The sequence below is a fragment of the Bradyrhizobium sp. MI1.10 genome (assembly GCF_055811035.1).
Genome location: NZ_JBVVPN010000008.1, coordinates 106,318 through 118,619, shown reverse-complemented (window position 1 = coordinate 118,619; position 12,302 = coordinate 106,318). Strand labels below are relative to the sequence as shown.

At 64.6% G+C, this 12,302-nt stretch carries 13 protein-coding genes; 5 read left to right on the top strand and 8 right to left on the bottom strand.

Features of this window, described 5'->3' with window-relative positions; translation table 11 throughout:
* Window positions 1-48 precede the first annotated feature (48 nt).
* The gene (locus AC0L3K_RS11030) at window positions 49-996 is read right to left on the bottom strand and encodes a glycosyltransferase family 2 protein (RefSeq protein ID WP_473365968.1); all 948 of its coding nucleotides are present in this window, start codon (window positions 994-996) and stop codon (window positions 49-51) included.
* Window positions 997-1,058: 62 nt separating this feature from the next.
* Window positions 1,059-1,550, bottom strand: a complete 492-nt coding sequence (locus tag AC0L3K_RS11025; protein WP_007595115.1) for an NUDIX domain-containing protein — start codon at window positions 1,548-1,550, stop codon at window positions 1,059-1,061.
* 78 nt (window positions 1,551-1,628) lie between these two features.
* Between AC0L3K_RS11025 and AC0L3K_RS11020 the strand changes: the two genes are divergently transcribed.
* Window positions 1,629-2,510, top strand: coding sequence for a metallophosphoesterase family protein (locus tag AC0L3K_RS11020; protein WP_473365967.1), 882 nt, complete (start codon window positions 1,629-1,631; stop codon window positions 2,508-2,510).
* A gap of 113 nt (window positions 2,511-2,623) precedes the next feature.
* Here the strand turns inward: AC0L3K_RS11020 and AC0L3K_RS11015 are convergent, their stop codons facing one another.
* From AC0L3K_RS11015 to AC0L3K_RS11005, 3 genes are all read right to left on the bottom strand, one after another.
* The gene (locus AC0L3K_RS11015) at window positions 2,624-3,178 is read right to left on the bottom strand and encodes a hypothetical protein (RefSeq protein ID WP_354201415.1); all 555 of its coding nucleotides are present in this window, start codon (window positions 3,176-3,178) and stop codon (window positions 2,624-2,626) included.
* 199 nt (window positions 3,179-3,377) lie between these two features.
* Window positions 3,378-3,584, bottom strand: coding sequence for a DUF4170 domain-containing protein (locus AC0L3K_RS11010; RefSeq protein ID WP_007595122.1), 207 nt, complete (start codon window positions 3,582-3,584; stop codon window positions 3,378-3,380).
* Window positions 3,585-3,614: 30 nt separating this feature from the next.
* Entirely contained in the window at window positions 3,615-5,246 is a 1,632-nt protein-coding gene (locus AC0L3K_RS11005) for an isocitrate lyase (protein WP_219684478.1), read from the bottom strand.
* A 224-nt stretch (window positions 5,247-5,470) separates the two neighbouring features.
* Here AC0L3K_RS11005 and AC0L3K_RS11000 point away from each other — a divergent pair, with 224 nt between their 5' ends.
* Window positions 5,471-6,916: a helix-turn-helix domain-containing protein gene (locus AC0L3K_RS11000; RefSeq protein WP_219684477.1), complete on the top strand. Its 1,446-nt coding sequence runs from the start codon at window positions 5,471-5,473 to the stop codon at window positions 6,914-6,916.
* A gap of 111 nt (window positions 6,917-7,027) precedes the next feature.
* On the opposite strand, the gene AC0L3K_RS10995 is transcribed toward AC0L3K_RS11000, so the two are convergent.
* Complete coding sequence (locus AC0L3K_RS10995) at window positions 7,028-7,321, bottom strand: antibiotic biosynthesis monooxygenase (RefSeq protein WP_007595131.1); 294 nt, start codon at window positions 7,319-7,321, stop codon at window positions 7,028-7,030.
* Between the two features lie 228 nt (window positions 7,322-7,549).
* On the opposite strand from AC0L3K_RS10995, the gene AC0L3K_RS10990 reads away from it, so the two are divergent.
* Together AC0L3K_RS10990 and AC0L3K_RS10985 are read left to right on the top strand one after the other, a co-directional pair.
* Entirely contained in the window at window positions 7,550-8,356 is an 807-nt protein-coding gene (locus tag AC0L3K_RS10990) for a hypothetical protein (RefSeq protein ID WP_007595133.1), read from the top strand.
* A gap of 166 nt (window positions 8,357-8,522) precedes the next feature.
* Window positions 8,523-8,870 carry a hypothetical protein gene (locus AC0L3K_RS10985; RefSeq protein ID WP_473365966.1) on the top strand — a complete coding sequence of 116 codons (348 nt, stop codon included), beginning with the start codon at window positions 8,523-8,525 and terminating at the stop codon, window positions 8,868-8,870.
* 4 nt (window positions 8,871-8,874) lie between these two features.
* Here AC0L3K_RS10985 and AC0L3K_RS10980 read toward each other — a convergent pair whose 3' ends face one another.
* Window positions 8,875-9,516, bottom strand: a complete 642-nt coding sequence (locus tag AC0L3K_RS10980; protein WP_007595137.1) for a tetratricopeptide repeat protein — start codon at window positions 9,514-9,516, stop codon at window positions 8,875-8,877.
* 134 nt (window positions 9,517-9,650) lie between these two features.
* Window positions 9,651-10,583, bottom strand: a complete 933-nt coding sequence (gene htpX, locus AC0L3K_RS10975) for a zinc metalloprotease HtpX (RefSeq protein ID WP_473365965.1) — start codon at window positions 10,581-10,583, stop codon at window positions 9,651-9,653.
* Window positions 10,584-10,882: 299 nt separating this feature from the next.
* Here htpX and AC0L3K_RS10970 point away from each other — a divergent pair, with 299 nt between their 5' ends.
* On the top strand, window positions 10,883-12,184 hold the full coding sequence (locus tag AC0L3K_RS10970) for a lytic murein transglycosylase (protein WP_473365964.1): 1,302 nt from the start codon (window positions 10,883-10,885) through the stop codon (window positions 12,182-12,184).
* The last annotated feature ends 118 nt before the right edge of the window (window positions 12,185-12,302 follow it).

Genomic DNA, 12,302 nt, shown 5'->3' with positions numbered 1-12,302 from the left:
TTGGAGGGCAGCGGTCCATACGATTGCGCCCGGCCCCGGGAGCCAATTTCAGGTCCGCCCGAGCGGCGGTTGGGACAGGTAGGCGAGCATCTTTATTTCCCGCCGCCCGCGCGTCACGGTGTCGAGCACGAGCCCCGACGAAGCCGAAAGCAGCGCCATGATCATCAGACCCATGGAGAGCACGGCGGTGGGCAGGCGCGGGACGAGGCCGGTTTCGAGGAAGGTGATCACGACGGGCAGCCCGAAAGCGATCGACAGCAGCGCGAGCACGATGCCGATCGCCGAAAAGAAGCGCAGCGGCCGCTCCGACCGGTTGAGCTTCAGCATCGTGTTGAAGATGCGCAACCCGTCCTGCCAGGTATCGAGCTTGGAGAAGGAGCCTTCCGGGCGCGCGTAATAGGGCGTCTCGACCTCGGCGACCGGCAGCGACAATTCCAGCGCATAGACCGCGAACTCGGTCTCGATCTCGAAGCCACCGGACAGGACCGGGAAGGATTTGACGAAGCGGCGCGAGAACACGCGGTAGCCGGACAGGATGTCCTTGAAGGCGTGGCCGAAGGTCGATGCCAGGAAACCGGTGAACAGCCGGTTGCCGATGCGATGACCGCGCCGGTAGGCCGCTTGCGATTGATCGACACGCAGACCGACAACCATATCCAGATGCTCGTCGAGGAGCTCGTCGATCATGCGCGACGCGCTCGGCGCGTCGTAGGTCGCATCGCCATCGACGAGCACGTAGATGTCGGCCTCGATGTCCGCGAACATGCGGCGCACGACGTGACCTTTGCCCTGGCGCCGTTCGCTGCGCACGATCGCTCCCGCCTCGCGCGCGACCGCCGCGGTGCGATCGGTCGAATTGTTGTCGTACACGTAGACCTCGGCCGCAGGCAGGGCCTTGCGGAAATCAGCGACGACCGTCGCGACGGCGGCTTCCTCATTGTAGCAGGGCACCAGCACGGCGACCCGAAATGGCCATGACCTCGTCGATTCAGACAATCTTCATCCCTCGTCCATGCGCCGACACCGCAGGTGCGGCGATTTACTAGCACAGGCAGCCATCATCGCCACGTCGCAATCCGCGGCCTGTCGTGCAGGACTTCCGCGATCCGCAACCGCGTGCCGGGCGTGGTCCCCTCGGGCAGCGCGGTGACCGCGAAGAACCCGCACTCGGCGATCTCGTGGTTGGGCGCGGGCAGGCGATCCTGCTTGAACTGCCTGACGACGTAGACCGCGACGTGGTCGCGGCGCGAGACGTGGCTGTTGAGGAAGATGCCGTGCAGCACGGCATCGCCAGTGAGATCGATATCGCCCTCCTCCTTGAGCTCGCGGCGCATCGCCTGCTCCATGGTCTCGCCGAGATCGACGCCGCCGCCGGGCAGATACCAGCCCGTGACGTAGCTGTGCCTGACCAGGAACACCCTGGTGTCGGCATCCAGCACCACGGCGCGGACGCCGAGCGTCATGCCGCGGACCAGCAGGAAATAGGCGTGGAAGATTCGCCGCAGCAGCGGCTCGAATCTGCGTCGGACGCTGTTCAGACGTTCCGCCATCGGGCCCCCTTGATCCCCGCTTGCACCTGGCCTGCGACCTTGCCATTACAGCGGGCGAATAGCGAGGCAATCGCCCCAATGGCCCCCTTCACGCTCGCCCATCTGTCGGACCCGCATCTGCCGCCGCTGCCGAAGCCGCGGCTGATCGAGCTCGCGGGCAAGCGCGCGCTCGGCTACGTCAACTGGACACGCAACCGTCACAAGTACCAGCGCCGCGAGGTGCTCGACGCACTCGTCGCCGACGTGAAGGCGCAAGGTCCCGACCACATCGCGGTCACAGGCGATCTCGTCAATCTGGCGCTGGAGGCGGAATTCGCGCCGGCGCGCGCCTGGCTCGAGGGCCTCGGTCCGCCCGACCGCGTCACCACGATTCCCGGCAATCACGACGCTTATGTCCGCGCCACCTTTCATCGCTTCGGCGAAACCTTCGCGCCCTATCTTGCGGGTGACGATGGCCGCATCGGCTTTCCGAGCCTGCGCCGGCGCGGGCCGCTCGCGCTGATCAGCCTGTCCACGGCGGTGCCCACCTTGCCGCTGATGGCGACAGGCACGCTCGGACGCGATCAGCTCGCGTCGCTCGAAGAGATGCTCGAGCGGTTCGCAGCCGAGGACGTCTTTCGCGTGCTGCTGGTGCATCATCCACTGAAGTCCGGCGCGCGCCACAAGCGGATGATTGACTCGGCCGAGCTGCTGACGCTCTTGAAACGCCACGGCGTCGAGCTGATCCTGCACGGGCACGACCACATTCATTCGACGATGTGGTTCGAGGGACCCAACGGCAACATTCCCGCGCTCGGCGTGCCCTCGGCCTCCGCGCTCGCGCACGGGCGCACCCCGGCTGCGGCCTACAATCTGTTCACGATCGAGAAGGACAACACCGGCTGGCGTTGCGAGCAGACGGTGCGGAGCCTGGGGGCTGGACTTCAGATCGGGCAGATCAAGCACGTGCGGCTGATCTAGTTCGCCGTCATTCCAGGGCATGCGAAGCATGAACCCGGAATCCATCGGGCTGCAATACGTGCTGATGAATGGATTCCGGGTTCGCGCTTCGCGCGCCCCGGAATGACGACGCCTCACCAGCTCCGCAAGGCCGCGAGCACGGCGACCCCGAACAGCGCGGCGGCACCGAGCACGAACCCCAGCACGAATGGCCAGACGCGCGAGCGGCGCCGCGGCTGCGCTACCTCGGGCTTCGGCTCGGGCGGGACCACCATCGCATGCTCGCGCTCGATCATGCGGCGCGCGACGTAATCGGTCACGGCCTCGACGATGACAGCGGTGTCGTGCGATTCGGCGAGCACGATGCGGCCGAAGCGGGTGTCCTGCACGAAGCGGTACATCCGCTTGTCGCGCCCCATCACGATGTGCGCGACGACGTCGATCCAGAGCCTGGGCGTATCGCCCTGGCTGATACCGCGGTCGAACAGGTCGATCTTGTCAGGCACCTGCGCGAACAGAGGATCGAGCGAATCGTTGAGGATCTCGAGCCGTGCCACCTCGGCATCGCGCAAATCGACGACGACGCCGGTGCGGTCGGCGGCCTCGATCCGCGCCCGCAACAGCGCATCGCGCAGCCGCACCGGGCGCGGCTGGCTGGGATGGATCCCGCTGGTCTCGGGCTCTGACATTGGCGGCCTCGTCCTCACTTGGCCGGATTAACCTATCAGCAACCAATGTGTCCGCAAAGGCCCTACAATTCCAGTTACTTACGGAGCCCACAGGCTATTCACCTGTGCCAAAAACAGACGGTCCCACCCGGCTTGCGCCGGATGGGACCCTCCGTCCTTGGACGTCTTCTTATTCAGATTGGCATGTTAGTTCAGATTCTCACGCCGAGACCCGCGACGGCTCTTCCACGATCGAGAAGCGGACGCCCGCCTTGTGGCGGTTCTCTTCCGAGACCGAGCGCCAGGCGTCCTCGGCCTCCTTGCGGGTCTTGAACGGACCCTGCACCTGGGCCGAGCCTTCCACCAGCTTGTGGAAGTTCATCGAGCCGAACTCGCCGCCGATCACCCAGAAATTGCTGTTGGTCATTGTCAGTCTCCTGTCGATTAGCGTGATGCGTTAGCCGAACTGGTTCATCGTGTTGTGGGCGCCGCCCGCCTTCAGGGCAGCCTCGCCGGCGAAGTATTCCTTGTGGTCGTCGCCGATGTCGGAGCCGGCCATGTTCTGATGCTTGGCGCAGGCGATACCCTGACGGATCTCGGCGCGCTGGACGTTCTTGACATAGCCGAGCATGCCCTGGTCGCCGAAATATTCCTTCGCCAGATTGTCGGTCGAGAGCGCCGCCGTGTGGTAGGTCGGCAACGTGATCAGGTGGTGGAAGATGCCGGCACGCTTAGCCGAATCCGCCTGGAAGGTGCGGATGCGCTCGTCGGCTTCCTTTGCCAGCGGCGTATCGTCGTATTCCACCTTCATCAGCTCGGCACGATTGTACTTGCTGACGTCTTGGCCGGCTTCCTTCATCGCATCGTAGACCTGCCAACGGAAGTTGAGGGTCCAGTTGAACGAGGGCGAGTTGTTGTAGGCCAGCTTCGCGTTCGGAACCACCTTGCGGATCCGGTCGACCATCTTGGCGATCTGCTCGATATGCGGCTTCTCGGTCTCGATCCAGAGCAGGTCGGCGCCGTTCTGCAGCGAGGTGATGCAGTCCAGCACGCAGCGGTCTTCGCCGGTGCCCGGGCGGAACTGATAGAGATTGGAGGGCAGCCGCTTCGGACGCATCATCTTGCCGTTGCGGTTGATGATGACGTCGCCATTGCGGGCGTTCTCCGCCGTCACTTCCTCGCAATCCAGGAAGCTGTTGTACTGGTCGCCGAGGTCACCGGGCTTGTGGCTGACCGCAATCTGCTGGGTCAGGCCGGCACCGAGCGAGTCGGTACGGGTCACGACGATGCCGTCTTCGACGCCGAGTTCGAGGAACGCGTGGCGGCAGGCCCGGATCTTGGCGAGGAACACCTCGTGCGGCACCGTGACCTTGCCGTCCTGGTGGCCGCACTGCTTCTCGTCCGAGACCTGGTTCTCGATCTGGAGCGCGCAGGCACCCGCCTCGATCATCTTCTTGGCGAGCAGATAGGTCGCCTCCGCATTGCCGAAGCCGGCGTCGATGTCGGCGATGACGGGCACGACATGGGTCTGGAAGTTGTCGATCTTCTCGATCAACTCCTTCTCTCGGGTCTTGTCGCCTTCCTTGCGGGCCTTATCGAGGTTGCGGAAGATATCGTTCAGCTCGCGCGAGTCGGCCTGACGCAGGAAGGTGTAGAGTTCTTCGATCAGCGCCGGCACCGAGGTCTTCTCGTGCATCGACTGGTCCGGCAGCGGGCCGAACTCGGAGCGCAGCGCCGCGATCATCCAGCCGGACAGGTACAAATAGGTGCGATCGGTCTTGCCAAAGTGCTTCTTGACCGAGATCAGCTTCTGCTGGGCGATGAAGCCGTGCCAGCAGCCCAGCGACTGCGTGTACTTGGTGGGATCGCCGTCATAGGCGGCCATGTCGGCTCGCATCAGCGCCGCGGTGTAGCGGGCGATATCCAGGCCGGTCTTGAAGCGATTCTGCAGGCGCATGCGGGCGACGGCCTCGGCCGACACCCCGTTCCAGGTCGGCTGGGTCTCCAGGAGCGACCGGGCCGCCTCGACCTCGCTCTGATACGAGGCGGGGGCCTGGAGGGTGCTGATGCCGCGGGGCTGGTAATTCATGTGCCTGATCCTTTCGCTGACGACGGCCACCCATCGACATTCTTGACAATGCATTGCGAGATGCGTGTCAGAAGCTAAACGCGAGAAAGCTCAGCTCGTATAGTGGGCTTGTATTTGAATGGTGATGTCATGTAACATCGGTACTTGTAATAGATGTCACTTTGTAAATCTTGTAAATAAAATTGGTCAACAAGCCTGCCCTTGATGCCTCCGGAGACCTGAGAATGCCCGCCGGTTCCAGCAAGAAGCTCTTCGTCGGCCCGCGCTTCCGGCGGATCCGACAGCAATTGGGGCTGTCGCAGACCCAAATCGCCGAGGGGCTCGGGATCTCGCCGAGCTATGTCAATCTGATCGAGCGCAACCAGCGTCCGGTGACCGCACAGATCCTGCTGCGGCTGGCCGAAACCTACGACCTCGACCTGCGCGACCTCGCGACCGCCGACGAGGACCGCTTCTTCGCCGAACTCAACGAGATTTTCTCCGACCCGCTGTTCCGCCAGATCGACGTTCCCAAGCAGGAACTGCGCGACCTCGCCGAGCTCTGCCCGGGCGTCACCCATGCGCTGCAACGGCTCTATGCCGCCTATACCGAGGCCCGCCAGGGCGAGACGCTGGCCGCAGCACAAATGGCTGACCGCGACGTCGGCACCCGCTATGAGGCCAATCCGGTCGAGCGCGTCCGCGAGCTGATCGAGGCCAACCGCAACTACTTTCCGGAACTCGAGCAGGCCGCGGAGACTTTGCGCGACGAGCTGAACGTGCCGGCCGAAGAGCTTTATGCGGCGCTCGCGGCACGGCTGCGCGAAAAGCATTCGATCCAGACCCGCATCATGCCCGTGGACGTGATGCGCGAGACGCTGAGGCGCTTCGACCGCCACCGGCGCCAGCTCCTGATCTCCGAGCTGGTCGACCCGCCCGGCCGCGCGTTCCAGCTCGCCTTCCAGCTTGGTCTCGTTGAATGCACGCAGCATCTGGAGACCATCATCGGCCGCGCCGGCCCGCTCGACGACACACCGCGCCGCCTGTTCCGGATCACGCTCGGCAACTATTTTGCGGCCGCCGTGATGATGCCCTACCCGGCTTTCCTGGCTGCCGCCGAAGCATTGAACTACGACATCCATCTGCTGGCACAGCGCTTCAATTCCGGCTTCGAGCAGGTCTGCCATCGGCTCACCACCCTGCAGCGGCCGAACGCGCGCGGCATCCCGTTCTTCCTGCTTCGTGTCGACAATGCCGGCAACGTCTCGAAGCGATTTTCATCGGGCACGTTCCCGTTCTCGAAATTCGGCGGCACTTGTCCGCTGTGGAACGTGCACTCGACCTTCGACACGCCTGATCGCCTGCTGAAGCAGGTGATCGAGCTGCCCGACGGCACGCGCTATTTCTCGATTGCGCAGATGGTGCGCCGCCCCGTCGCGCCGCACCCGCTGCCGCAGCCGCGCTTCGCCATCGGCCTCGGCTGCGAAATCCGTCACGCCGCGCGCCTCGTCTACGCTGCCGGCATCGATCTGGAGAAAACGGAGGGCACGCCGATCGGCGTCAACTGCCGCCTCTGCGAGCGCGAAAACTGCGCCCAGCGCGCCGAGCCGCCGATCACGCGCACGCTGATCCTGGACGAAACGACGCGGCGGGTGTCGAGTTTTGCGTTCTCGAATGCGCGGGAGTTGTGAAGGGGCACATCTACCTCCTCGTCATTGCGAGCGAAGCGAAGCAATCCAGACTGTCTCCGCAGTGACAGCCTGGATTGCTTCGTCGCTTCGCTCCTCGCAATGACGAAGGACTTACGCCAGCGTATGCACGATCACCGGACCCGCGGCGGCGCGGGCGTCGCCGGCAAGCAGCGAGCCCAGATCCTTCTCGATCCAGGCGATCGCACGCCTGTTCGCCTCCTCCGCCTGCTCGAACTTGTCGAAGATCGATATCGCCGTGACCGTGTCGTCGCCGGCATAGACGACGTAATAGGCGCGGAAGCCGTCGACGTCGCTGATGATCGGAACAGCGCCTTCCTTGATACGGCGCGCCAGCTCTTCGGCGCTCCCGCTTTTCGCCTTGGCCTGACGGATGGCGGCATACATGGCATCCTCCCTTCCGGCTATCTGGTGTGGGGCTTGGTGCCCGGATCGCATGCTACGCCGAAGCGCGCGGGCAATCCACGCTTGGTTAATCCGGCACTAATTCCCTTCCGCGATCTGCAACCATCGATTAAGCACGCCTCAACATCGCTGCCTTAGTCTCGCCCCACTCACTTTTCGCAAACAACGGCGGCTTGTTCTGCCGCGTGAAGTGACATCAGGGGGTTCATCATGCGCATTGCGTTGCTGCTGACCGCGACCATTGTCGGCGCGCTCTTTGCCGATCCGTCCCATGCCGGACCGCTGGATGCGTCCGCCGGCGCAGCGCAGGCGCTACCGCCGGGCTTCCAGAGCTACCGCGGCTACATGTTCGACCTGTCGGAGAATTCGGACCGCAAGGATGTCGACAAGCTCACCGACAATGTGAAGAGCCAGATCGATGTGGTCGAGGCCGCCGGCCTCTCGCCGCGCGTGCTGCGCTTCTTCCGCACCGTCCCGATCATCGCCAGCGAGCTCGCCTGCCTCGACGAAGGCGCCGCGACTGCCTGCTACGGCCGGGTCACGCCTGACATCCAGCGCACCGCTCCCCGCACACTGACGGTCTGGGACCCCAACAAGCAGCGCTGGAGCAATCCGAACGCCGTCGACCTCGCGGTCGATTCCGGCCTTGGCGTGATCATGCTGCGGCCGGACATGATGCGTTACGAAAAGGAAGCCGTGCTGCTGCACGAGCTGCTGCACGCCTACCACGCGCGGCTGTTGCCGGACGGCTACGCCAACAAGGGCGTGATCGGCTATTACGCCTACGCCAAGTCCAAGGATCTCCTGCCCAAGGAATCCTACGCGCTGAAGAATCACATGGAGTTCTTCGCGGTAACCGCCAGCATCTTCCTGGCCGGGAAGAGCGAATTCCACGACCCGAAGTCGCGCGAGGCGCTCAAGGAGAAGTTGCCGGACTATTATAAATATCTGGTCGGCGTGTTCGGCTTCGACCCCGATCCGGCAGCACCAAGTGGGCCGGTCGCTTCGCTGAAGTAAGGCAGAGAGCGCGCCAAACCCAGCCAGAGAGCCGCGCGCGCAGCGCGGCTTTTTTGTTTTGGTCAACAGAAGCTGCGGATGACGCGTGGCCGGGAATTGCCAAGGTGGGGCCCGATCTGCATAGTCCCGCCCGCATCGATACCGTTTTCGAAGAGGATAGAACAACATGGCGGAAGCCGACCTGGATGTCGTGATCCGGCAACTGGCCAGACAGCTGCATACGGGCCTGATGACCCGCGCCAAGGAGCGGCGGGACCGATTCAACGGCCTTGCGGCCAAGGCCAAGGGCAAGGAGACCGGCGACCGCTTCAAGATGATGGCCAAGGCCACCATGGAGCAGGCCATTGCCGCCGCCAAGCGCCTGCAGATGTCCGCCGACAACGTCGCCGACAGCTACGCGCGGTCGATGCGGATCGCCGCCAGCACGCCGGTCGAGGTGAAGGTGGAGAAGAAGGCGCCCAAGGAAAAGCCGGCCAAGAAAGCGAAGAAGGCCAAAGCCAAGAAGGCGAAGTAGACGCTCACTTTCCTGGAGCGACGAGCCGGGTCGGCTCGGCGCTCGCCAGTTCGGCGAGCTTTGCGCGTGCCGCGTCGCGGGTGCGGACGTCCTTGCCGGCGGGCAGCGCCAGCGCGGCCTCGAAATCGGCGCGCGCCTCATTCGCCTGGCCCCGGGCGAGGAAGGCGAGGCCGCGGTCGAGCCGAGGCTGCGCATCCGAGGGGTCGAGGCGGACCGCGGTGTTGTAGCTCAGGATCGCGCGATCGAGATCGCCGGCGGCCGCGAGCGCGAGACCGCGCTGGTGATAGGGCGCGGCGTGCCTGGGATCATGCGCGATCGCCTCGTCGTAATCCTCGATGGCAAGTTCGAGGTCGCCGTTCTGCCGGCGCGCCAACGCCCGATCGCGATAGAGCGAGGCGCGGTTGGGGTTGAGATGGATAGCCTCGTCGAAATCCGCGATCGCCCGCCGCCAGTCGCCGTGGCGCAACGCGATCCGTCCACGCCCCTCATAGGCGAAAGCGATCAGCGAGCCGCGCAGCGGCGAGAAGCCGATCACTGCCGAGCAGATGTCGGGCTCGTCCTCGTCCCCGCAATTGACGACGGTGTGCGTGGACAGGCCAATCAGCATGCCCAGGGCAATCAACAATGGTACTGCAGCTTTGGTCATCTTCGAGGGTGGCAGGCAGAGGGCCGGCCACGCATCCCCTTTCGCAGGAACTGTCACGGCAGGGTGTTAGCACCGGCCGGGACCGTCCTGTGTGCGACAGGTCACAAAGCGAGCAAATTCGCGCTGCTTCCGCGTCAGCCCCAAGGGCCGCGTGAAGAAGAGCGGCCCCATGGGCTCCGCGGCGGGTAGTTCTCATTGGCGCCGACCGAGGGCGACGCCTGCGCGCCAAGCTCGGCTGCGAGCTGCCGAAGCGCCGCGATGCGATTCTGCGTCGAAGGATGGGTGGCGAACAGATTGTCGACGCCGTGGCCCGACAGCGGATTGATGATGAACATGTGCGCGGTGGCGGGATTTCGCTCCGCCTCGACATTCGGGACCTGATGCGCAGCGCCTTCGATCTTCACCAGCGCCGATGCCAGCCACATCGGCTGACCCGCGATGCGTGCGCCGAGATTGTCCGCGGCGTATTCGCGCGTACGACTGATCGCCATCTGCACCAGCATGGCGCCGATCGGGGCGAGGATCATCATCAGGATCGAGCCGACGATACCCGGACCATTGTTGTCGCGGTTGCCTCCGAAGAACATGCCGAACTGCGCCAGCATCGAGATCGCGCCTGCAATGGTCGCGGTCACAGTCATCAGCAGCGTGTCGTGGTGCTTGATATGAGCGAGCTCGTGCGCGATCACGCCGGCGAGCTCCTCGCGGCTGAGCTGGCGCATCAACCCGGTGGTGACCGCAACCGCGGCATTCTCGGGATTGCGCCCGGTGGCAAACGCGTTGGGCTGCGGCTCGTCCATCAGGAACACGCGCGGCATCGGCAAGCCGGCCCGGCCCGCCAGCTCGGCGACGAGCCCGACCAGCTCCGGTGCGCTGCTGCGGTCGACCTCATGGGCGCCATACATGGACAGCACCATGCGGTCGGAGTTCCAGTAGGTGAAGAGATTGGTCGCCGCGGCAATGACGAGCGCAATCATGGCGCCGCCGGCACCGCCGATCAGATAGCCGATGCCCATGAACAGGGCGGTGAGGCCTGCAAGCAGCATTGCGGTACGAAGATAGTTCATGGCCGTCTCCCGAGGCCGGCCGTGGCCGCTGGAGGCGTTGCAGGCCGGCAAGCATGAGGTAGGGATGCCCCCCGTCCGCGTGCAAGGTTTCAAGGTGCGTCGCGGAGCCGCGGCTATTGACCAACATTGCTTTTCCGTCATGCCCGGGCTTGTCCCGGGCATCCACGTTCTCCCTCCGGCGCAAGGCCGAAAGCGTGAATGGCCGGGACAAGCCCGGCCATGACGAAAGGATGGTTTGAGGCGCTCAATTCCCTTAAGCTTTGGCAAGATTCCCCACGCGCCCTCCCCCCGGAAACCTCATGCTCCAGACCCGATTTGCGATCGCGGCCGTCACTCTTGTCGCGCTGTCTGCAACCGCCTCCGCCCAGTTCGCGCCAGCGCCCGCAAAACCAGCAGCCCCCAGGGCGACCGCGCCGTCGCCGCGCGCGGCGGCGTGCCATAACGGCGCGAACTTCGATCGGTTTCTGGCCGACGTGAAACAACAGGCCGTTGCCGTCGGCGTGTCGCAGCGGACGATCGCGGCGGCCGCGCCTTACCTCGTCTACGACCAGGGCATCGTCAATCGCGATCGCGGCCAGCGCGTGTTCGGCCAGCTCTTCACCGAATTTGCCGGCCGCATGGCCGCGCCCTATCGCATGCAGAACGGCCAGCAGCACATCAAGCAACATGCGGCCGCATTCGCGCGCGCGGAAAAGGAATACGGCGTGCCGCCGGCGGTGATCGCAGCGTTCTGGGGACTGGAGAGCGATTTCGGCGTCAACATGGGCAATCTGCCGACGCTGAAATCGCTGGTGTCGCTGGCCTATGATTGCCGCCGCTCGGAGATGTTCGTGAACGAGACCATTGCCGCGCTGAAGATCATCGACCGCGGCGATTTGCATCCTGACGAGATGGTCGGCTCCTGGGCCGGCGAGCTCGGACAGACCCAGTTCCTGCCCGTGCATTACGTCAACTATGCCGTCGACTATGACGGCGACGGACGACGCGATCTCCTCCGCAGCGAGGACGACGTGATCGGCTCGACCGCGAACTACATCGCCAACGGATTGAAGTGGCGGCGCGGCGAGCCGTGGCTGGAAGAGATCAAGGTGCCGCAAAACCTGCCGTGGGATCAGACCGACCTCACGGTGCAGCTACCGCGCTCGAAATGGGCGCAGCTCGGCGTGACCTATCCCGACGGCAGGCCGCTGCCGAACGACAATCTTGCCGCCTCCGTGCTGCTGCCGATGGGGCGCTTCGGGCCAGCCTTCATGGCGTACCCGAATTTCGCGGCCTACACCGAGTGGAATAACTCGCTGATCTATTCGACCACCGCAGGCTATCTCGCCACCCGCATCGCGGGCGCGGCTCCGATGCGAAAGCCGTCCACACCGGTCGCGCAGCTGCCGTTCAACGAGCTCAAGCAATTGCAGCAGCTTCTGGTCCAGGCCGGCTTCAATGTCGGCAAGGTCGACGGCGTGCTGGGCCAGCAGAGCCGCGCCGCGGTGAAGGCTATGCAGGTCAAATACGGTCTGCCCGCGGATTCCTGGCCGACCGCCGAGCTTTTGGCCCGAATGCGCGGTGGCACGGCACAGGCGCAGCCGGCGGGGACGATCCGCTAAGCACTAGAATCGCTGGATGCCCCGCGAAAGCGGGGCATCCAGTACGCCGCGGCCTATCGATTCAATCACAGCTGCCTCGGAGTACTGGATCGTCCGGTCAAGCCGGACGATGACAGCG